19 protein-coding genes and 1 pseudogene are annotated in these 20,280 nt (G+C 67.9%); 14 read left to right on the forward strand and 6 right to left on the reverse strand.

From position 1 onward, the window contains the following. Window position 1 precedes the first annotated feature (1 nt). Both panD and A9310_RS04835 read left to right on the forward strand, forming a co-directional pair. The gene (panD, locus tag A9310_RS04830; protein ID WP_065629606.1) at window positions 2-442 is read left to right on the forward strand and encodes an aspartate 1-decarboxylase; all 441 of its coding nucleotides are present in this window, start codon (window positions 2-4) and stop codon (window positions 440-442) included. A 17-nt stretch (window positions 443-459) separates the two neighbouring features. Beyond that, window positions 460-1,263 (forward strand): type III pantothenate kinase, encoded by an 804-nt coding sequence (locus A9310_RS04835; protein ID WP_058249901.1) that lies wholly within the window; start codon window positions 460-462, stop codon window positions 1,261-1,263. A 200-nt stretch (window positions 1,264-1,463) separates the two neighbouring features. Here A9310_RS04835 and A9310_RS04840 read toward each other — a convergent pair whose 3' ends face one another. Next, entirely contained in the window at window positions 1,464-2,051 is a 588-nt protein-coding gene (locus A9310_RS04840) for a TetR/AcrR family transcriptional regulator (RefSeq protein ID WP_065629607.1), read from the reverse strand. A 60-nt stretch (window positions 2,052-2,111) separates the two neighbouring features. On the opposite strand from A9310_RS04840, the gene A9310_RS04845 reads away from it, so the two are divergent. Further along, window positions 2,112-3,077, forward strand: coding sequence for a carboxylesterase (locus tag A9310_RS04845; protein WP_065629640.1), 966 nt, complete (start codon window positions 2,112-2,114; stop codon window positions 3,075-3,077). 10 nt (window positions 3,078-3,087) lie between these two features. Here the strand turns inward: A9310_RS04845 and A9310_RS04850 are convergent, their stop codons facing one another. Beyond that, on the reverse strand, window positions 3,088-3,591 hold the full coding sequence (locus A9310_RS04850) for a TetR/AcrR family transcriptional regulator (RefSeq protein ID WP_065629641.1): 504 nt from the start codon (window positions 3,589-3,591) through the stop codon (window positions 3,088-3,090). Between the two features lie 48 nt (window positions 3,592-3,639). Between A9310_RS04850 and A9310_RS04855 the strand changes: the two genes are divergently transcribed. From A9310_RS04855 to lysS, 3 genes are all read left to right on the forward strand, one after another. Continuing rightward, complete coding sequence (locus A9310_RS04855) at window positions 3,640-4,782, forward strand: FAD-dependent oxidoreductase (RefSeq protein WP_065629642.1); 1,143 nt, start codon at window positions 3,640-3,642, stop codon at window positions 4,780-4,782. Between the two features lie 175 nt (window positions 4,783-4,957). After that, the gene (locus A9310_RS04860) at window positions 4,958-5,440 is read left to right on the forward strand and encodes a hypothetical protein (RefSeq protein WP_065629608.1); all 483 of its coding nucleotides are present in this window, start codon (window positions 4,958-4,960) and stop codon (window positions 5,438-5,440) included. Window positions 5,441-5,499: 59 nt separating this feature from the next. Next, entirely contained in the window at window positions 5,500-7,068 is a 1,569-nt protein-coding gene (gene lysS, locus A9310_RS04865; RefSeq protein ID WP_139104539.1) for a lysine--tRNA ligase, read from the forward strand. 42 nt (window positions 7,069-7,110) lie between these two features. Here the strand turns inward: lysS and A9310_RS26220 are convergent, their stop codons facing one another. The 3 genes and pseudogenes from A9310_RS26220 to A9310_RS04880 all read right to left on the reverse strand — a co-directional run bounded on the left by A9310_RS26220 (window position 7,111) and on the right by A9310_RS04880 (window position 9,270). Next, a complete protein-coding gene (locus A9310_RS26220) occupies window positions 7,111-7,359 on the reverse strand; it encodes an endonuclease domain-containing protein (RefSeq protein WP_240199163.1) in 249 nt (82 codons plus the stop codon). Between the two features lie 134 nt (window positions 7,360-7,493). After that, window positions 7,494-7,586, reverse strand: a pseudogene (locus tag A9310_RS26225) (hypothetical protein); the annotation flags it as partial. A gap of 100 nt (window positions 7,587-7,686) precedes the next feature. After that, window positions 7,687-9,270: a FadD3 family acyl-CoA ligase gene (locus tag A9310_RS04880; RefSeq protein ID WP_065629612.1), complete on the reverse strand. Its 1,584-nt coding sequence runs from the start codon at window positions 9,268-9,270 to the stop codon at window positions 7,687-7,689. Window positions 9,271-9,313: 43 nt separating this feature from the next. Between A9310_RS04880 and A9310_RS04885 the strand changes: the two genes are divergently transcribed. The 7 genes from A9310_RS04885 to A9310_RS04915 all read left to right on the forward strand — a co-directional run bounded on the left by A9310_RS04885 (window position 9,314) and on the right by A9310_RS04915 (window position 18,831). Then, entirely contained in the window at window positions 9,314-10,573 is a 1,260-nt protein-coding gene (locus A9310_RS04885; protein WP_065629613.1) for an acyl-CoA dehydrogenase family protein, read from the forward strand. A gap of 1 nt (window position 10,574) precedes the next feature. Continuing rightward, window positions 10,575-11,414: an SDR family oxidoreductase gene (locus tag A9310_RS04890; protein ID WP_065629614.1), complete on the forward strand. Its 840-nt coding sequence runs from the start codon at window positions 10,575-10,577 to the stop codon at window positions 11,412-11,414. 38 nt (window positions 11,415-11,452) lie between these two features. Continuing rightward, window positions 11,453-12,610, forward strand: a complete 1,158-nt coding sequence (locus A9310_RS04895; RefSeq protein WP_065629615.1) for an acetyl-CoA C-acetyltransferase — start codon at window positions 11,453-11,455, stop codon at window positions 12,608-12,610. A 295-nt stretch (window positions 12,611-12,905) separates the two neighbouring features. Continuing rightward, on the forward strand, window positions 12,906-14,432 hold the full coding sequence (locus tag A9310_RS04900; RefSeq protein WP_065629616.1) for an aldehyde dehydrogenase family protein: 1,527 nt from the start codon (window positions 12,906-12,908) through the stop codon (window positions 14,430-14,432). 79 nt (window positions 14,433-14,511) lie between these two features. Next, window positions 14,512-15,132 carry a TetR/AcrR family transcriptional regulator gene (locus A9310_RS04905; RefSeq protein WP_139104540.1) on the forward strand — a complete coding sequence of 207 codons (621 nt, stop codon included), beginning with the start codon at window positions 14,512-14,514 and terminating at the stop codon, window positions 15,130-15,132. A gap of 61 nt (window positions 15,133-15,193) precedes the next feature. Beyond that, complete coding sequence (locus A9310_RS04910; RefSeq protein ID WP_065629617.1) at window positions 15,194-17,098, forward strand: ABC transporter ATP-binding protein; 1,905 nt, start codon at window positions 15,194-15,196, stop codon at window positions 17,096-17,098. Then, window positions 17,095-18,831, forward strand: coding sequence for an ABC transporter ATP-binding protein (locus A9310_RS04915; RefSeq protein WP_065629618.1), 1,737 nt, complete (start codon window positions 17,095-17,097; stop codon window positions 18,829-18,831). The genes A9310_RS04910 and A9310_RS04915 overlap by 4 nt, the downstream gene beginning before the upstream one ends. Before the next feature lie 232 nt (window positions 18,832-19,063). On the opposite strand, the gene A9310_RS04920 is transcribed toward A9310_RS04915, so the two are convergent. After that, complete coding sequence (locus A9310_RS04920) at window positions 19,064-19,855, reverse strand: ABC transporter ATP-binding protein (RefSeq protein WP_065629619.1); 792 nt, start codon at window positions 19,853-19,855, stop codon at window positions 19,064-19,066. 229 nt (window positions 19,856-20,084) lie between these two features. On the opposite strand from A9310_RS04920, the gene A9310_RS26115 reads away from it, so the two are divergent. Next, on the forward strand, window positions 20,085-20,280 hold a 196-nt coding region (locus A9310_RS26115), incomplete at its 3' end, for a hypothetical protein (RefSeq protein WP_217492959.1).

The raw sequence follows: 20,280 nt of genomic DNA on the forward strand, positions 1-20,280 counted from the left end.
CATGTTGCGCACCATGATGACCTCGAAGATCCACCGCGCCACCGTGACCCAGGCCGACCTGCACTACGTCGGCTCGGTGACCATCGACTCCGATCTGCTCGACGCCGCGGGTCTGCTCGAGGGTGAGCAGGTCACGATCGTCGACATCGACAACGGCGCCCGGCTGGTGACCTACGCGATCGCCGGCGAGCGCGGCAGTGGTGTCATCGGGATCAACGGTGCGGCAGCGCATCTCGTTCACCCCGGCGACCTGGTCATCATCATCGCCTACAGCATGCTCGATGCGGCCGAGCTGCGTGAGTACTCGCCGAACGTGGTGTTCGTCGACGCGCAGAACCGCATCGTGACCACGGGCGACGATCCGGCCGACGTACCCGCGGGGTCGGGCCTGCTCGACCCGCGTCACCTCGACGGTCCGATCTTCGCCGACGCCTCGCTCTGACGCGGCGACGACCTTTGATGCTGCTCACCGTCGACGTCGGCAACACCAACATCCATCTCGGCGTGTACGCCGGGGTCGGGGATCACGCGCGCCTGGTGCGTGATTGGCGAATCCACACCGACCCGCATTACACCGCCGACGAACTGGCGTGGGCGTTCCGCGGCATGCTCGGCGACGACATCGAGCAGGTGACCGGGGTGAGTGCGCTGTCGACGGTTCCGTCGCTCCTGCGCGAACTGCGCGTGATGGTGCCGCGCTACTTCGGCAACGGGCCACACGTGCTGCTCGAACCGGGTGTGCGGACCGGGGTTCCCCTCCTGGTCGACAACCCGAAAGAGGTCGGCACCGACCGGGTCGCCAATTGCCTTGCCGCGCACACGGAATTCGGCGGACCATGCATCGTGGTCGCGTTCGGTACCGCAACGGTCGTCGACGCGGTCTCCGCGACGGGCGAGTTCCTCGGCGGGGCCATCGCACCGGGCGTCAACCTCGCGGTCGAGGCGCTGTCGGAGCACACCGTGACCATGCGGAAGGTCGAGTTGATGCCGCCTCGCAGCGTGCTCGGCAAGAACACCGTCGAAGCGCTCCAGTCGGGCATCCTGTACGGCTTCGCCGGTCAGGTGGACGGGTTGGTCGACCGCGTCTGCGACACCGTCCCGGGATTCGACGGCGACGACGTGACGGTGGTCGCCACCGGGTTTCTCGCGCCGCTGATGTTCGACGAATGTCGTTCCCTCACCGATCATCACCCGCACCTGACCCTGGATGGCCTGCGCCTGGTCCACGAACGGGCCAAGGCGAATCCGCGTCGCGGGAAGTAGATCTAGTGTCCCGCGCCGGAATTCGTTGATGATTGCGACGCCCAGGCGGCGCCTCGCTTCGTTGGCGTCGTCGCAGGTACATCCAGTAGCTGCGTCCTCCGCCGCCTCGCGATGCATCCACCTGGACCGCCGAACTCATGAAACGAATTTCCGACCCGGGACACTAGGCGAACCGAACAGCGGCACGGGGATTCGGCGTGTCATCGGTGCGCGCGGAGTGCTGCCTCGGTGTAGGCCGTGATGCGGTCGGTCAGTTCGTCGGCGGTCAGGTCGGTGCCGGCCAGCTGGTGGATCTGGGCGTCGACGGCGGCGAAGGCGAGCCGGAGGTCGGCGGCCGCGGACTGCGCCGTCCAGCCGTCGGCGACGAGATGGGCGCTCAACCGGTCGATCAGCCAATCGATCAGGGTGGTGTACTCCGTGGCCAGGCGTGTCGGGTCGGCCAGTTCGCGCAGCCGCCCATGGGCGCGGCCGTGCGTAGAGTTCTCGCGGACCGCGACCTCGATCACCGCATGAAGCACCTCCGGCCACGGGCACGAACCGGGCGGGTGGTCGGCGAGGACGGCCGTCATCGCCCCGGCGGCCGCGTCGAGATGGCGAAGCGCGAGTTCGTCGAAGATCGCCTGCTTGTCGCCGAAGTACTGATAGATCGAGCCCACCGACACCCCGGCCTTCTCGGCGATGCGGTTGGTCGTCATCTCCGCGCCCTCGGTGTCGAGAAGCTGAGTGGCCGCCTCGAGGATCGTGTCGACGGTGAACGAAGAGCGTTGCTGCCGTGGCCTTTTGCGCATCTGATCGATCCTCGTGGAATGCGAGTTGTGGAGTCCCGCCGCCGGTTCGACGATGGATACATGATCCGCCGATCCGGAACCCCCGAATCCTACCTTCGCTTCTTGCCCGAGCCATGGCGCTCCGTCGCCGCCGGGGTCGCGGCCGAATCCACCTGGTGGACCTGGCCGTCGAGCTCCGGCCGGCCGTACGGGGAGGTCGACGTCCACATCCTGCGGGCGCGCCGGAGCGCGGCACCGCTGCGCGTGTTGCTGCTGCATGGCGGTGGCGGACACAGTGCCCTGGTCTGGCCGCTGGGCGCGATCCTCGCGGACGAGGGGTTCGAGGTCCTCGCCCCCGATCTGCCGCAGTACGGACGCACGCGGGTGGCCGATCCGGGGAGGGTCCGCTACCAGGACTGGGTCGATCTGATCTCCGATCTCGTGGTGGCCGAGACCGAGGACGATCCGCGTCCGCTCATCGTGCTGGGGGCGAGTCTCGGTGGGATGCTCGCCTACGAGGTCGCGAGCCGGACCGGACGGGTGGCCGCGGTCGTCGCGACCTGCCTGCTCGATCTGGCCGGGGATCCCGATGCGCGTCGAGCGGTCGCGCGTACGCCGGCGCTCGCGCGACTGATCCCGCTGATGCCGGTGCTCGCCCGCGTCGGGGTGCTCGCCCGGATGCGGTTCCCGATCCGCTGGGTGGCGCCGATGTCGGCGATGAGTCGCGACCCGGAACTGTCCCGGGTCTGCGTCGACGACCGTCTCGGTGCCGGATCGTCGGTGTCGCTGGGATTCCTGGCGGACCTGATGACGCACGAGGTGCCGGACCCTGAGGAGTATCGGGGTCCTCGGGTGCTGCTGGTCCATCCGGCGGCCGACTCCTGGACGCCGCCGGAGGTCAGCGTGCGCTTCGCGCGACGGATCGCGGCGCGCGCCGACATCCATCTGCTCACCGGGTGCGGGCACTTCCCGGTCGAACAGCCCGGCGTCGACGAACTCGCCGAACACCTCCGTGCGTTGGCCGCCGAACTCATCGGGACGACGTGACCCCGGATCGTCAGCGGAACGCGCGCAGCAGAGGAGTGGGATCGTGGTCGACGTCGGTGCCGTCGGAGTTCCGCAGGAGTGCGTCGAGGACGAGGCCGTCGAGCGCGGCGACCAATTGCCGGGCCTCGGTGCGGGGCAGCCCGCCGTCGACGAGTCCGTCGACGTAGCGCTCACGGTGCCCGACCATCGCCCGTCGCAGGTCCTCGTCGCGTGTCGACAGGAGCATGAGCTCATAACGAGCCCTGGTACAGACGCGGTCACTGCCCAGCCAGCGGGCGATCACCTCCTGCGTCGTCTCGCCCTCGGCGGCCCGATCCCCGGTGTACACGTGCTCGACGAGAGCCGCGAGGAAACCGCTCTGACCGCCGAAATGATGCCGAACGCTCCCGTGTGGCACCCCGGACGCGTCTTCGACCGCGCGTGCCGACGCCTGCCGGCTGCCGACGGTGCCGATCAGGGTGATGCCGGTGTCAAGCAGTAGGTCACGCGTCGACCCGTTGGGTGATTTCTCCACGCGGAGAAGTTTATCTGCTAACTTCTTCTCCATGTGGAGAACAGTCTCATGAAGGTCGTCGTGGTGGGGGCCGGGATCGCCGGCCTGTGTACCGCGGTCGGACTGGCATCGACGGGTGCCCGGGTGACGGTCGTCGAGCGCGCGCCCGAGATACGCGGCGGGGGTGCGGGCCTGAGCATCTTCGCCAACGGGGTCCGTGCACTCGATGCGTTGGGTATGCGGTCGGTCCTCGGCGACGCCGCGGCGCCGACCCCGCCGGCGAGCGGAACCCGGACACCGGGCGGGCGATGGCTCAGTCGGTTCGACCCGGCGTCGCTGACCGACATGCGCGTCGTCCGCCGCACCGATCTCCACGCGGCCCTCCTCGCGGCCGCGGCCGACGTCGTGGACATCAGGACCGGTTCCGGCGTCGATGACACCATGTCCGACCGTGGTCTCATACGACTGGCCGACGGCACCGAGATCGGTGACTGCGATCTGATCGTCGGCGCCGACGGTCTGCGCAGCCGGGTGCGTGCCGCGGTCGTCGAGGACCCCGGCGCCCGGCGATGTGGCTACTCCGCGTGGCGGGCCATCACGACGACCCCGGTGTCGGTCGACGCGGCCGGCGAGACGACCGGACGTGGGGCGCGTTTCGGGATTGCGCCGCTCCCTGACGGGCATGTCTACTGGTTCGCCTCGGTGTCGGACGACGGGGATGACGCGGCGGGCGGGCTCGATGCAGTGCGGCAACGGTTTTCGGGGTGGCATCGACCGATCGGGCAGCTGCTCGACGCCACCGATCCGGCGACCGTCGGATACCTGCCGATCGAGGAGCTCGCCAAGCCGCTGCCGACGTTCGTCAGAGCGGGCCGGGGGTGCGCGAGTGTTCTCGTCGGCGACGCCGCGCACGCGATGACCCCGAATCTGGGTCAAGGTGCCAACCAGGCGATGGAGGACGCGGCCACCCTGACCGCGCTGCTACGCCGGCACGGCCGCGCTGACCTCGACGAGGCCTTGCGCACCTACGACCGGCTCCGACGCCCGCGGACCCAGCGGATCGCGCGGCAGGCGTCGATGATCGGCCGGGTCGGGCAACTGCGTGCCGGCCCCGCGGTCTGGGCGCGCGACCTCGCTCTGCGCATGACGCCCGACGCCGTCCTGAACGCGCAGATGCGACGCGTGCAGCGGTGGCAGCCGCCGGAAGTGTGACGACGTCGGTGTGACGACCTCGGTCGGGTCGGGGTCTGGCCGGTGCGGGTGTGCTGTGGCATACTCGTCGCCGTGATCACGAGCTGTCGGGAGTGTTGTCAGGGCTAGTACCGCGTCTGCGGCTGCCCTCCTTCGCGCTCCCCGCTCGATCTCGATCACCTGAGGACTTCCTCTCATGACCGCTTCGGTTGCTTCTTCTACTCGTCCTTCTTCCGCCGGTACGGTGTTCGCCCCTGCTTCGGTGTTCGCCGCTGTACCGCCGACCGTCGCCCCGGCCCCGTCTGCGCCGCTGTCGTTGCGGGTCGAGGACTACGCGTCCGCCGTCGCCGCCGGTGCCACCCCCGTCGACGTCCGCTCCCACCGGCGCCGTCAGCTCGACGGCGCACTTTTCGGGGCCCTGGCCATCGACGCCGTCGAGGTTCTCGACCGGCTCACGCCGGACACCCCGGACTCACTGCGCGTCGCCCGGCCGGAATCACGATGGATCCTCGTCAGCGAGGACGGGCACGAGGCCGAATGGCTCGCCTGGCACCTGCAGGCGCGCGGGGTGCACGGTGCGGTGTTCGTCGTCGGCGGGCACCGTCGGATGCGGTCGGCACGGGTCAACGGCCGGATTCGGCCCGACGACCTCGCCGTCATCTCCGCCCACGAGAGCTGAACCCGCCCAGGCCGACCCAATTGTGTCCGCGGTCACCGCGCGGCGGTGAGTTGGAGTCGATGACCGGCCCCGATAGGGTGCGTGGGGTGAGTGACAGCCCGACCAGCACCGCCACCCCCGAAGCGACCGACGAGCAGACGCCCGAGCAGTTGCGCATCCGCCGCGAGAAGCGTGAGCGGATCCTGGCCGAGGGTCGCGAGGCCTACCCGGTCGCCATCCCGCGCACCCACAGCCTCGGTGAGATCCGCGCGGCCTACCCCGACCTCGAGGCCGGTACCGAGACCGGACAGCACGTCGGCGTGAGCGGACGCGTGATCTTCTTGCGCAACAAGGGCAAGCTCTGCTTCGCCACGCTGCAGGAGGGCGACGGCACGCAGCTGCAGGCGATGGTCAGCTTCAACGGCGTCGGCGAGGAAGCGCTGGCGCGGTGGAAGTCCGAGGTGGATCTCGGGGACATCGTGTTCATCTCGGGCGAGGTCATCAGCTCGCGCACCGGCGAACTCTCGGTGATGGCCGACGGCTGGCAGATGGCGTCGAAGTCGTTGCGGCCGTTGCCCGTCGCGCACAAGGACATGAACGAGGAGACTCGCGTCCGGCAGCGCTACGTCGACCTCATCATGCGCCCGGAGGCCCGCAGCATCGCCCGCACCCGGATCTCGGTGATCGCCGAACTCCGTGCGGCGCTGGGCCGTCGGGGTTTCCTCGAGGTCGAGACCCCGATGCTGCAGACCCTGCACGGTGGGGCGGCCGCGCGACCGTTCGTCACGCACTCCAATGCCTTCGACATCGACCTGTTCCTGCGCATCGCACCGGAGCTGTTCCTCAAGCGCTGTGTGGTCGGCGGCATCGAGCGCGTCTTCGAGATCAACCGTAACTTCCGCAACGAGGGTGCCGACTCCACGCATTCGCCGGAGTTCGCGATGCTCGAGACCTATCAGGCCTACGGCACCTACGACGACTCCGCCGTCATGATCCGCGAACTGGTGCAAGAGGTTTCGCAGGCGGCGCTCGGCACCCAGACCCCTACCATGCCGGACGGTTCCACCTACGACCTCTCGGGTGAGTGGACCGCACTCGAGATGTACCCGTCGCTGTCGGAGGCGCTGGGCGAGCAGATCGTCCCGGCCGGCGCCGACGGGGAGACCACCGTCGAGCAGTTGCTGGCCATCGCGGCGCGCGTCGGCCTCGAGATCCCGAAGGACAAGGGATACGGGCACGGCAAGCTCGTCGAGGAACTCTGGGAGCACATGGTCGGCGAGAAGCTGGACCGCCCGGTCTTCGTCCGCGACTTCCCGGTCGAGACCTCGCCACTCGTCCGCGCACACCGGTCGCAGATCGGCGTCGTGGAGAAGTGGGACCTCTACGTACGCGGCTTCGAGCTGGCGACCGGATATTCCGAACTCGTCGACCCCGTCATCCAGCGCGAGCGCTTCGCCGATCAGGCCCGCCTGGCCGCCGCCGGCGACGACGAGGCGATGGTCCTCGACGAAGAGTTCCTCGCCGCGATGGAGTACGGCATGCCCCCGACCACCGGCACCGGCATGGGCATCGACCGCCTGCTGATGGCCCTCACCGGCCTCGGTATCCGCGACACCATCCTGTTCCCGCTGGTGAAACCCCGCACCTGACGGGATTTCGTAGCGCGGATACGCGCTATATCCGCATCTACGCTACGGATTTCCGTCGTAGGGCTGTACGGATCTGACGAGGTCGTTCTGTCGGGTGCGGTCTCGCTGGAATGCGACGGCGTCACTGTGGAAAGCCATCCCATCGATCTCGATGGCGATCTTCGACGCCTCGAACGCGAAGTCGAGGACGTAGCCACACGCCGGCGTGTTGGCCGACCACCCCGTGAATCCGCTTCCGTCGAGTAGCTTCGCGGTGATCCGCTCCGCCTCCGACCTCGCGCCCGACGACATCGCCTCCAGCATCGCCCGCGCGCGTGGCGAACCCCGACGAGCCGCATCCGCATCCGATCGTCGACCGTTCGGTCGGCCACCCGGAAGACACCTCGCGTGACCCGGACCCACTGTCCGGTCCGAACCCGATGCCGGATGCCGTCGGCCGATACGCCGTGCGAGTGTGCCTGATGCGTGGTGAAGACGCCGTCGTGGGAAGCGATCATGGCGCGCAGGTCGTCGGTCATACACACTTCGACGCACCGCACGTCCGGCCGGTTCCCAGCCCCGAACTTCGTAGCGTCAGTGTGTGAATAGCGCGCATTGGCGCTACGAAATCCCTGGGGGTCAGGTGAGGTTGCGCTTGAGGATCTTGCCCGACGCGTTGCGGGGGAACTCGTCGACGAAGACCACCGACCGGGGGATCTTGAAGTTGGCGAGGTGCTCCTTGGCGAACGCGATGACCTGCGCCTCGTCGAGGTCGGCGTCCGCGCGGACCGTCAGGTAGGCGCGGCCCACCTCGCCGAGCCGGGCGTCGGGCACGCCGACGACCGCGGACTCGGTGACACCGTCGAGCCGCGCGAGGGTCTGCTCGATCTCGGCGGGGTAGACGTTGAACCCGCCGCAGATGTACATGTCTTTGAGCCGGTCGGTGATCTTGAGGTTGCCGCGCTCGTCGATGGTCCCGATGTCGCCGGTGTGGAGCCACCCGTCGGCGTCGATCGTCGCGGCGGTGGCGTCCGGGTCGTCGAGGTAACCGACCATCACCATGTCGCCGCGGGCCAGCACCTCACCGTCGTCGGAGAGCCTGATCTCCATCCCCGGGAACGCGCGGCCGCAGGTGTTGGCGACGGTGGCGTCGTCGTCGTCGGGGGTGCAGGTCGACACGAAGCCGCTCGCCTCGGTCAGGCCGTACGCGGTGACGACGGTGTCCACGCCGAGGTCCTGCTGGAGGCGTTCGACGAGGACGACGGGCACGATCGCTGCGCCGGTGATGACGATGCGGAGACTGGAGAGATCGTGGTCGGCGCGCTTCGGGTCGTCGAGGATGGTCTGGAAGATCGTGGGTGCGCCCGGGAAGACCGTCGCGCGTTCGTCGGACACGAGCGTCATCGCCTGGTCCGGTGAGTAGACGGCGAGCGGCAACATCGTCACACCGAACAGGACGCTCGGCAGGATGCCCGCCTTGTAACCGAAGGTGTGGAAATACGGATTGACCATCAGGTAGCGGTCACCGGGGTGCAGTCCAGCGTTCGCGCCCCACCCGTACGACCCGGAAAGGGTCTGTCGGTGGGTCGCCAGCACGCCCTTGGACTTTCCGGTCGTGCCGGAGGTGAAGAGGATGTCGGAGATGTCGTCGGGGGAGACTGCGTCCGCGCGACGGTCGGCCTCGGCCTGCGCATCGTCGCTCGCCCGCTCGAGGAACTCGTGCCAGTCGACGGCGCCGTCGGGGGCCGGCGTGCCGCTGGTCAGCGGCACCCGGATGACCACATCGGGCATCGAGTCGCGGTGGTCGCGCAGGAGCTCCGATGCGTGGTCGGCACCGAGGAACTCGCCCGACACGATGACGGCGCGGGCCCCCGACCGTTCGATGATCTCGATCGCCTCGCCTGCGGTGTAGCGGGTGTTGAGCGGAACGAGTGTGGCACCCGCGTAGTGGACGCCGAGCGCCGCGATCGGCCAGTGGAAGCTGTTGGGCGACCAGATGGCGACCCGGTCCCCGGCCTGGATGCCCGACGCCACCAACGCGCCGGCGACAGCGCGGACCACGCCGTGCAGCTGCGTCCAGGTCAACTCGAGACGCGGATGCGACGAAGGGTGCCACTGACCGTCGACCAGAGCGATACGGTCGGGCCAGGTCTGTGCTGCGCGTCGAACTGCGGCCGGTGTGGTGGGAGAGGGGAGAGTCTCGTGCAGAGAGGTCTGCGCCATGCGCCCCAACCTAGCACTTGCTTGGTGCGTTATGCTAGCGCCCATGACCACGACGAATCTCGCCGATCGTGCCGTCGACCTGGGTGAATGGGCGAAATCGACGCCGAACGCCACCGCCGAGTTCGCGGCCGCGGTGCGGACGTGGCTCGACGAGAACCTGGCGGGCGACTTCGCCGATCTGAAGGGTCGGGGAGGCCCGGGCAGTGAGCATGAGTTCTTCGCCGAACGCCTCGAATGGGATCGTCATCTCGCCCGCGCCGGCTGGACCTGCATCGGCTGGCCGGTCGAGTACGGCGGCCGGGGGGCGACCCTGGAGCAGCGGATCATCTTCCACCGCGAATACGCCCGTGCGAACGCGCCCGCGCGGGTGAATCACCTGGGTGAGGAGCTGCTCGGTCCCACGCTGATCGCCTACGGCACCGACGAGCAGAAGCAGCGTCTGCTACCCGGGATCGTCGACGTCACCGAACTGTGGTCGCAGGGCTACTCCGAGCCGGGCGCCGGCTCGGATCTCGCCGGCGTGTCCACGTCCGCACGTCTCGAAGGCGGCAAGTGGATCATCAACGGGCAGAAGATCTGGACCTCGCTCGCGCATGTCGCGCAGTGGGTGTTCGTGATCGCGCGTACCGAGAAGGGATCGTCGCGCCATGCCGGGCTGAGTTTCCTGCTGGTGCCGCTCGACCAGCCGGGCATCACCGTCCGGCCGATCCAACAGCTCACCGGCACTTCGGAATTCAACGAGGTGTTCTTCGACGACGCGGAAACCGAAGCCGACCTGATCGTCGGCGAACCCGGCGACGGCTGGAAGGTCGCGATGGGACTGCTGCAGTTCGAGCGCGGTGTGTCGACGTTGGGTCAGCAGGTCGGATTCGCGCGCGAGCTGGGCAATCTCACCGATCTCGCGCGAGCCAACGGTGCGCTGGACGATCCGGAGATCGCATCGCGTCTGGCACGCGCCGACATCGGGCTGACCGTGATGCGGGCGCACGCCCAACGGACGCTCGACGGCGACGTGACCTCGCAAGCGGGCGCCGCATCTGTGTCGAAGTTGTTGTGGGCCAACTGGCATCGCGACCTCGGTGAGCTCGCGATGGACGTCGTCGGCGCGCCGTCGCTGATCGGTCCGGCCGCGACCGCCGAGGGCAAGGCCAACGACATCACCGACCCGGAGAACGTCGAACTCGACGAATGGCAACGGCTCTACCTGTTCACCCGCGCCGACACGGTCTACGGCGGATCGAACGAGGTGCAGCGCAACATCATCGCCGAGCGGGTGCTCGGCCTACCCCGAGAGGCACGCTGAGATGACCGGAGTCGACGTCAACGGGACCCACGCGGCGGGTCGAGCACTCTCCCCGCTCGCCACTCCGCCCGCCGAGATCGCCGGGCACGACCTGTTGCTGGGCAAGAAGGTCGTGGTGACTGCCGCCGCCGGAACGGGAATCGGCTTCGCGTCGGCCCGGCGTGCCCTGCTCGAAGGTGCGGACGTGCTCATCAGCGACTGGCACGAACGGCGCCTCGGCGAGGCGGCCGATAAGCTGGCCGCCGAATTCCCCGACCGCACGATCGCCCAGCGCACCTGCAACGTCCAGGTGACCGCGGAGGTCGACGCCCTGATCGCCGACGCCGCAACCGAACTCGGGCGGATCGATGTGCTGGTCAATAATGCCGGGCTCGGTGGGGAGACCCCCGTCGCCGAGATGACCGACGAGGAATGGGATCGCGTCCTCGACATCACGCTCACCGGCACCTTCCGCGCCACCCGGGCCGCTCTGCGGTACTTCGGCTCGGTCGAGCACAACGGCGTGATCGTCAACAACGCCTCCGTCCTCGGCTGGCGGGCCCAGCGCGGACAGGCGCACTACGCCGCGGCGAAGGCCGGGGTGATGGCCCTGACCCGGTGTTCGGCACTTGAGGCCGCCGACGTCGGGGTGCGCATCAACGCGATCGCGCCGTCGATCGCGAAACACCCGTTCCTCGCGAAGGTCACCAGCGACGACCTCCTCGACGAACTCGCCTCCCGTGAGGCCTACGGGCGCGCCGCCGAGGTGTGGGAGGTCGCCGCGACCGTCGCGATGCTCGCCAGCGACTACACCACCTACCTCACCGGCGAGGTCGTCTCGATCTCCAGCCAGCGCGCCTGAGGCGCCACCGACTTCCACCGATTCAAGGAGCACCGACCATGACCACACCCCAGGCCTACATCGTCGACGCCGTCCGCACCCCGGTCGGCAAGCGCAACGGCTCGCTGGCCAAGACCCACCCCGCCGACCTCGGCGCCCACATCATCTCCGCGCTCGTCGAGCGCACCGGTATCGACCCGGCAGCCGTCGACGATGTGGTGTTCGGTTGCCTCGACACGATCGGTGGGCAGGCCGGCAACGTCGCCCGGACCGCCTGGCTCGCAGCCGGTCTCCCCCTCGAAGTGCCCGGCACCACCGTCGACCGTCAGTGCGGCTCCAGCCAGCAGGCCATCCACTTCGCCGCGCAGGGCGTCATGAGCGGTACCCAGGACATCGTCGTCGCCGGCGGCCTGCAGAACATGAGTTCCATCCCGATCTCGCAGGCGATGATCTCCGGCAAGGAATTCGGATTCACCACGCCCACAGCCGAATCCGCGGGCTGGCAAGAGCGTTTCGGGGATGCGCAGATCTCTCAATTCCTCGGCGCGGACATGATGGCCAAGAAGTGGGACATCAGCCGCGAGGACATGGAGCGTTGGGCCCTGCAGTCACACGAGCGGGCCCGGGCGGCGATCGCCGAGGGCAAGTTCGACAACGAGAACATCGCGCTCGGCGACTGCGTCGTCGACGAATGCCCGCGCGAGACCTCGATGGAGAAGATGGCGGGCCTGCAGGTCCTCGCCGAAGGTTCGCGGCTCACCGCGGCCGTCGCCTCTCAGATCGCCGACGGCTCCTCGGCGACACTCGTCGTCTCCGAGCGCGCACTGAAGGAACACAACCTCACCCCCCGCGCCCGCATCCACCACATGTCCGTGCGCGGCGACGACCCGGTGATGATGCTCTCCGCGCCCATCCCGGCCACCGAGTACGCCCTCGGCAAGACCGGACTGTCCATCGACGACATCGACGTCGTCGAGATCAACGAGGCCTTCGCGCCGGTCGTGCTGGCGTGGCTCAAGGAGACCGGCGCCGACCCCGCCAAGGTCAACTCCAACGGCGGCGCGATCGCACTCGGCCACCCCCTCGGCGCCACCGGCGCCAAACTGTTCGCGACCCTCCTCAACGAACTCGAACGCACCGGCGGCCGCTACGGCCTGCAGACGATGTGTGAAGGCGGCGGGACCGCCAACGTCACGATCATCGAGCGGCTCGGCTGAGCGACCCCTTCGCTGCCCGAGGACCACCCCTCTGCTGCCTGAGGTGCGAGGAGCGATAGCGACGAGCCTCGAAGGCCTGGTGACCCTTCGTGACGCGCCTCCGCAGGCTCCGGCGCTCCTCAGGGAGCGGGGGTGTCGCACCCCTCGACGTTTCGGTCCCGGGGTCGTAGCATTCTGACAACAGGCGTGCCCACATATGGGTGTGACCTGGCGCATACTATTGTGTGGGACAGGCGGACCGTTTCGTTCCAACGCCGCACGTCAGGTGCAGCACGACCTAGCTGAGGGGATCTCGATGACCAAGCCTGCTGAACACACCAGCACCGACGCGATTTCGACGCGTGGCGTCTCGTCGGAGGCGCATACCCTGACCGAACTGGTCGAGATCCAGCGCGCGGCGTTCCTGCGCGACGGGATCCCCGACGCCGACACCCGCATCGACCGCATCACGCGACTCGCGGCCCTGTTGCTCGACAACGCCGACGAGATCGCCGCCGCGCTGGCCGAGGATTTCGGCGCCCGCCCACGGGAGCTGTCGCTGGCGGCCGACGTCGCCGGTTGCATGATCGACCTCGCGCACCAGCGCCGCGGCGTCAAGGACTGGATGGCCGAGTCCAAGGTTGCCAAGATCCAGGGCCTGCTCGGATACAAGCAGAGCATTCGCCACGACCCGCTGGGCGTCGTCGGCATCATGGGGCCGTGGAACTTCCCGCTGCAGCTGACGATCGTGCCCGCGGGGTCGGCATTCGCGGCCGGCAATCGCGTGCTCCTGCGTCCGTCGTCGGTGACCGCGAAGACCACGGACGTGATCGCCAAGCACGCACCGAACTATTTCTCGATCGAGGAATTGGCGGTCGCCACCTCGAAGCACGGCTCGGGTTCGGACTTCGCGAAGCTCAAGGTCGACCACATGTTCTTCACCGGCTCGCCCGGCGTGGGTGCCTCGGTGGCCCAGGAGGCCGCGAAGAATCTGATCCCGGTCACCCTCGAACTCGGCGGCAAGAACCCGGCCGTCGTCGACATCGACGCCGACATCGACAAGGCCGCGACGATGCTCGCGGACGCCCGCATGGTCAACGGCGGCCAGGTGTGTCTGTGCCCGGACTACGTCTTCGTCCCCGAGGCCAAGCTCGGTGAGTTCACCGACAAGGTCGTCGCGCGGTGGACCAAGAATTTCCCGACGATCATCGACAACGACCAGTTCACCTCGACGATCAACCAGAAGAACTACGACCGCATCCTCGGACTCATCGACGACGCCGAGCAGCTCGGCGCCACCAAGCGTCAGGTGATCCCGGGCGGCGAGCCGCTGCCGGACGCGCAACGACGCAAGATCCCGCCGACGCTGCTCACCGGCGTCAAGGCCGGCATGAAGATCGAGGAGGACGAGGTCTTCGGTCCGGTGCTGACCGTGTACCCCTACCGCGACCTGTCCGAGGTCATCAGTCAGATCAGCTCGCACCCGCATCCGCTGACCATGTACTGGTGCGGCGATCAGAACGAGCGGTTCCAGAAGCTCGCCGACAACACCCGAAGTGGTTCGATCAACGGCAACGACTTCGCGATCCACCTGTTCAGCGGTGAGCTGCCCTTCGCGGGTGTCGGCAACAGTGGCATGGGCGGATATCACGGACACACCGGCTTCGAGACGTTCAGCCATGCTCGCGCCGTCGCGTTCTCGACGCTGCCGGTGAGTGTCGCGGAGATGATGTCGCCGCCGTTCCTGCCCAAGGACACCAAGCTCACCGACAACCAGCTCAAGTTGTGGAAGTTCTTCAACAACCGCGCGATGAAGAAGGTGCGCAAGCGCCTCGGCGCGTAGCATCGGTCGTCTTGGCCGGGATCGTCCTCCGACGGTCCCGGCCAAGCGCTTGCTAGGGTGAGCGCAGTCTCTGAGGAGGATGCGCTTGTCACCACGAGGTCAGACCAGGATCGATGCGCCGGCCCGCTCGTCGCGTCGGGACGAGCTGCTGGCGACGGCCGGGCAGATGTTCGCCGAACAGGGCCTGCGGTCGACGACGGTCCGGGACATCGCCGATGCGGCCGGCATCCTCTCCGGTAGCCTCTATCACCACTTCGACTCCAAGGAGTCGATGGTCGACGAGATCCTGCGGAGTTTCCTCGACGACCTGTTCGCCCGGTACCGGGAGATCGCGGCGTCGAGCAGGTCGGCGACCGAGATCCTACGCGGGCTCGTGATCGCGTCGTTCGAGTCCATCGACGCCGAGCGCAACGCGGTCGCGATCTACCAGGACGAGGCGAAGCGTCTCTCCGGCCAGGAGCGCTTCGCCTACATCTCCGAGCTGAACGTCGAGTTCCGGCAGCTGTGGCAATCGGTGCTGCAGCGCGGTGTCGAGAACGGCGAGTTCCGGGCCGATCTCGACGTCGAACTCGTCTACCGCTTCATGCGCGACACCGTGTGGGTCGCCGTCCGGTGGTATCGGCCCGGTGGCACGATGTCGGTCGATTCGATCGCCGATCAGTATCTGTCGGTGGTCCTCGACGGCATCCTGCCGCGCTGACCGCCCGCGTCGAAGTTAGGGTAGCTTTCCTTTCCCAGCGTCCGGCCGTTATTGTGCGCATATGACAATTGGCGGAACCGATGTGGCCGCGCCGGCAGCAGTCTCCGATGTCGACGCCGAACCCGACGATCCGAAAGCCGCGCGCGCCCAGGCCAGATCCGAGTCCAAGGCAAAAGCCGCCGCTCTCGCCGACATCCTGGCCCCGGTGAAGACACGCACTCTGCTCGCCCAGTTCGTCCAGGTCTTCGCCTCTGCCGCAACGGTGGTGCCGTTCATCGGGATCGTCGAACTCGGGCGCATCCTGCTCGAACCCGGACCGGTCGATTCGGGGCGCGTGTGGCTGGTCGTATGGCTGGTCGTCGCCGGACTCGGGGCTCGGGCCGCCTTCAGTTTCCTCGCGCTCGCGATCACCCACTTCGCCGACCTCGACCTTCAGGCGCAGCTCCGAATTCGCATCGCGGACAAGCTCGGTCGGCTGCCGCTGGGGTGGTTCAGCCGCACCAGCTCCGGCGCCGTCCGCAAATCGGTGCAGAACGACGTCGCCGACCTGCACTACCTCGTCGCCCACGCGACGGTCGAGGCGACAGCTGCGATGCTCTCGCCGATCTTCGCGCTGATCTACTGCTTCTACCTGGACTGGCGTCTCGGGCTCCTCGCCGTCGCCACCGTGCCGCTGTACGCCTTGACCTACTCCTACATGGCTCGCGACCTCACGACCGAGATGGAGAAGATGGACAAGGGAGTGGCGCGGATCAGCGCCACCATCGTCGAGTTCATCTCGGGTGTCGCCGTCGTGAAGACGTTCGGGCAGACGGGTAAGGCGCACCGGCGTTTCGTCGACGCCGCAGACGAGTTCAACGACGACTTCGCCGGCTACATGGGCCCGATGCTGCGCGTCCAGGCGGTCACGACCGTCCTGATCTCGGCGCCACTGATCCTGCTGGTCAACCTCGGGGTCGGGTACTGGTTCGTCGACAACGGCTGGGTCGCGCCCATCGAACTCGTCGGCTCGACGCTGATCGCGATGGTGCTGCCCACCGCGCTGCTCACCGTGTCCACCGCGGTGCACACCCGTCAGCAGGCGTCGGCCGCCGCGCTCCGTATCGCCGCGCTGCTCGCCGAGCCCGAGTTGGACGTCCCGGACAACCCGCAGGTGCCGGCCGGACACGACGTGCGGATCGAGAACGTGCACTTCACCTACCCGCCGCGTCTCGGCGTGCCGTCCGGGGTGAAGGCCCTCGACGACGTCAGCGTCGAGTTGGCCGAGGGGACCGTGACCGCGTTGGTCGGACCGTCCGGAAGTGGGAAATCGACGCTCGCGACCTTGCTGCCCCGCTTCGGCGATCCCGACTCCGGTGCGGTGCGCATCGGCGGGGTGAACGTGCGGGACATCGCCCCGACCGAGCTCTACCGCCACGTCGGTTTCGTGCTGCAGGACGTGCAGCTGCTGACGATGTCGGTGCGCGACAACATCCGGCTCGGCCGTCCGGACGCGAGCGACGAGCAGGTCTACGACGCCGCTCGGGCCGCGCAGATCCACGACCGCATCCTGGAGCTGCCCGACGGCTACGACACCGTGGTGGGCGATGGTGCACACTTCTCCGGCGGTGAGGCGCAACGCGTCTCGATCGCGCGGGCTCTGCTCGCCGACACGCCGATCCTCGTCCTCGACGAGGCCACCGCCTTCGCCGACCCCGAGTCGGAGGCGCAGATCCAGCAGGCCATCGGCGCGCTGATGGTCGGGCGAACGGTGCTCGTCATCGCCCACCGGCTCGGCTCGATCACGCATGCGGACAACATCGTCGTCCTGGACCGGGGTCGGGTCGTCGAACAGGGCCGGCAGGACGAACTGGTCGCCCGCGGCGGGCTGTACGCGTCGATGTGGGCCGCCTACGAGGCCGGGACCACCCGACAGGACGAGGAGATCGCGCGCGGCGCGGTCGCGAGCAGCGAGGTGGCACGATGATCCGCGGTTTCTACACGATCCTGGGTTCCGAACGTGCCCGCATGGTCATCTTCCTGACCTGGGTGGTCGTCTACGGCGTCGCGCAGGGGTTGGCGATGCTCACCCTGGTTCCGATCGTCGAACACCTGTTGACCGGTGATCTGTCGGCAGCGGCGAAGTGGTTGTGGCCGTTGGCCGTTCTCGTCGTCATCTGTGCGGTCAGTGCCTACGTGCAGTCGCTCAAGGGCATGACGATGGCGCTTTACGCGATGCGCATGCTGCATCACCGTCTCGGCGATCACATGGTCACGTTGCCGCTCGGCTGGTTCACCCGCGACCGGGTCGGCGACGTCTCCCAGATCGCGGTCAAGGGAACGATGTTCGTGGGCAGCACCGGGGCGCACTACATCACCCCGGTCGTGGTCAACACGGTCAGCTCCGTGGTGGTCGTCATCGGCATCTGCTTCTTCGACTGGCGCATCGGCCTTCTCATGGTCGCCGGGACACTGCTCCTGATGTACGTCGGCAAGCTGTCGAGCCGGTTCCTCGCGAAGTCCGAGGGCCGCAAGCGCGCCGAGGCCGTCAAGGTCAACAACCGGGTACTCGAGTTCGCCCGCTGCCAGGCTGTGCTGCGGGCCTTCGGCGATTCGGACTCCGCCCACAAACCGCTCGCCGACGCGCTCGGACAGCAAGCACGCGTGGGCAAGTCGATGCTGTGGCGATCGATCCTCGGCATTCTGCTGAACGGGTTGTCGGTGCAGGTCGTCTTCAGTGCTGTGCTCGCGCTCGGCGCGTGGCTGGCCGTGTCGGGCCATATCGAGCCCGCGCTGCTGATCGCGGTCTTCGGTCTCGCGGCGCGCTTCTTCGGCCCGATCGGCGAACTCGCCGAACTGGGTTCGACCCTGCGCATGTCCACCGACGAGATCAACCGCATCAYCGGTGTGCTCGACACCGATCGGATGCCCGCGCCCGATCAGCCGACGCCGATCACCGAACCCGGTGCTGTCGAACTCGACGGTGTCGCTTTCGGATACGACACCGGCGCGCAGGTCCTGCGCAACGTGTCCCTGCGTGCCCGCCCGGGCACGATGACGGCTCTCGTCGGCCCGTCGGGGTCGGGTAAGTCGACGATCTTCCGGTTGATCGCCCGGTTCTACGACGTCGACGGCGGCGTCGTGAAGGTCGGCGGCGTCGACGTGCGGGAGCAGGAGACCGGTGCACTCATGGGCCAGTTGTCCCAGGTGTTCCAGGACGTCTACCTCTTCGACGACACCCTGTGGGAGAACATCAAACTCGGACGGCCAGATGCGACCGACGACGAGATCCGAGCAGCCGCCGAGACCGCGGGGGTCACCTCGATCGTCGACCGGCTGCCCGATGGCTGGCAGACCGTCGTCGGTGAGGGCGGTTCGGCCCTGTCCGGCGGTGAGCGGCAACGAGTCTCGATCGCACGCGCCCTGCTGAAGGACGCGCCGATCGTGCTGTTCGACGAGGCGACCAGCGCTCTCGATCCCGAGAACGAGTCCCACGTCGCGGAATCCATCCGCCGGCTCGCCGACCGCAGCACGGTGCTGGTCATCGCGCACAAGCTGTCCACCGTGATCGCCGCCGACCAGATCGTCGTGCTCGACGATCAGGGCGGCGTCGACGACATCGGCACCCACGACGAACTGCTCACCCGCGGTGGGCGATACACCGAGTTCTGGAACCAGCGGACCGCAGCTGCCGGCTGGACGCTGACGCCGTCGGCGTAGCTGCCGTCGCTCTTTCTGATCCGAAGGGCGACGTAACCACTGCTCTCTGAGCCGGAAGAACAACATAACCCCTGCTCCCTGAGGTGCGAGGAGCGATAGCCGCCGGGCCGAGCAAGCGACGAAGGAGCGCGTCGAGGTCGACGAGCCTCGAAGGGTCCTGGCGATACGAGGTTACGAACCCTTCGTGACGCGCGCAAGCTCGCTTCTCAGGGAGCAGCGAATAGGGCCGTCGTCACGCTGTGACCCCCCGCGCCGACCACCGCCCTTCTTGGTGGGCGATCTCGATCGGGTAGTCGAAGCACTCGGTCACCAGGGCTGTGGTGAGAATGTCGTGAACCGGCCCGGCGGCGAGGATTCGGCCGCCGGTCACCAGCACGGCATGCGTGGTCGTCTCGGGTAGTTCCTCGAGGTGATGGGTGACGAGCACCGTCGCGAGATCGGGATGTGTCCGGTGCAGCCGGTCGACGGTCTGCAGAAGACGCTTGCGGGCAGCCACATCGAGGCCGGTCGACGGTTCGTCGAGCAGCAGGAGTCGAGGATCGGAGAGCAGCGCTCGGGCGATCAGGGTCCGGCCGCGTTCGCCCTGCGACAGGTTCGTCCACGGCGCCGATGCGAGCGCACCCAGGCCGAGCATCTCGATCAGTTCGTCGGCGCGGGCCAGTGTCTCCGGTGCGGGTTCCCGGTGGTCCATCAGCTCGGTCGTGCCGGTCGCACCGGTCAGCACCACCTCGCGGATCGACAGCGGCGACCGCAGCGGATGCCGCGGATTGACGTGGCCGATGGACTCGCGCAGCTTCCGGGTCTCGACGCGCCCCAGTTGGTGTCCGAGGACATGGACGGTCCCGCGCGTCGGATGCTGTTCCGCGCCACACAGGCTCAGGATCGTCGACTTGCCGGCGCCGTTCGGGCCGATGAGCGCCCACCGCTCGCCGGCGCGGACGGTGAGGTCGATGTCGGCGAGGATCGCGCGGGACTGCCGCACGAAGTCGACCGAATTCAGGCGCAGGACTTCCGGGGTCGTCACGGTCCGAAGGTACCGGACCCTTCGTGACGGCCCTCCGCAAGCTCCGGGCCTCCTCAGGGGGCGGGGGGTGACGGCCCGCCCTGCGCTGCCTGAGGTGCGAGGACCCTTCGTGACGGCCCTCCGCAAGCTCCGGGCCTCCTAGTAATAGCTGGAAGGGCTGGTAACTGGGACATCCTCCTGATGTGGTCATAAGGGGCTTGGTTATCCCAACCACAAAAGGAGGATGTCAATGTCTAAGGCTAGTCGTTTGAGTCGTGGAGACAAGCGTCGCAACGATCGGTTGAGCAAGTTCCGGGGCATCGTGCGCCGTGACTACGCGGTCGCAGCGATTGATCTGGCGTCGAAAAAGCAAGTTGTCGCTGTGGTCGATCACGACTCCCGCATCGTGGCGCGCAGAACTTTTCACTGCGCGCCACCGCAGTTGG

Origin of the sequence: Gordonia sp. UCD-TK1, assembly GCF_001691435.1 — a bacterium.
Taxonomy (GTDB): domain Bacteria; phylum Actinomycetota; class Actinomycetes; order Mycobacteriales; family Mycobacteriaceae; genus Gordonia; species Gordonia hongkongensis.

Coding starts and splice junctions, on each gene's coding strand:
- A9310_RS04885 (WP_065629613.1), top strand. CDS start 9,314: ATGACCACGACGAATCTCGCCGATCGTGCCGTCGACCTGGGTGAATGG.
- lysS (WP_139104539.1), top strand. CDS start 5,500: ATGACCGGCCCCGATAGGGTGCGTGGGGTGAGTGACAGCCCGACCAGC.
- A9310_RS04840 (WP_065629607.1), bottom strand. CDS start 2,051: ATGCGCAAAAGGCCACGGCAGCAACGCTCTTCGTTCACCGTCGACACG.
- A9310_RS04895 (WP_065629615.1), top strand. CDS start 11,453: ATGACCACACCCCAGGCCTACATCGTCGACGCCGTCCGCACCCCGGTC.
- A9310_RS04835 (WP_058249901.1), top strand. CDS start 460: ATGCTGCTCACCGTCGACGTCGGCAACACCAACATCCATCTCGGCGTG.
- A9310_RS04880 (WP_065629612.1), bottom strand. CDS start 9,270: ATGGCGCAGACCTCTCTGCACGAGACTCTCCCCTCTCCCACCACACCG.
- A9310_RS04890 (WP_065629614.1), top strand. CDS start 10,575: ATGACCGGAGTCGACGTCAACGGGACCCACGCGGCGGGTCGAGCACTC.
- A9310_RS04860 (WP_065629608.1), top strand. CDS start 4,958: ATGACCGCTTCGGTTGCTTCTTCTACTCGTCCTTCTTCCGCCGGTACG.
- A9310_RS26220 (WP_240199163.1), bottom strand. CDS start 7,359: ATGTCGTCGGGCGCGAGGTCGGAGGCGGAGCGGATCACCGCGAAGCTA.
- A9310_RS04905 (WP_139104540.1), top strand. CDS start 14,512: ATGCGCTTGTCACCACGAGGTCAGACCAGGATCGATGCGCCGGCCCGC.
- A9310_RS04845 (WP_065629640.1), top strand. CDS start 2,112: ATGATCCGCCGATCCGGAACCCCCGAATCCTACCTTCGCTTCTTGCCC.
- A9310_RS04855 (WP_065629642.1), top strand. CDS start 3,640: ATGAAGGTCGTCGTGGTGGGGGCCGGGATCGCCGGCCTGTGTACCGCG.
- panD (WP_065629606.1), top strand. CDS start 2: ATGTTGCGCACCATGATGACCTCGAAGATCCACCGCGCCACCGTGACC.
- A9310_RS04900 (WP_065629616.1), top strand. CDS start 12,906: ATGACCAAGCCTGCTGAACACACCAGCACCGACGCGATTTCGACGCGT.
- A9310_RS04910 (WP_065629617.1), top strand. CDS start 15,194: ATGACAATTGGCGGAACCGATGTGGCCGCGCCGGCAGCAGTCTCCGAT.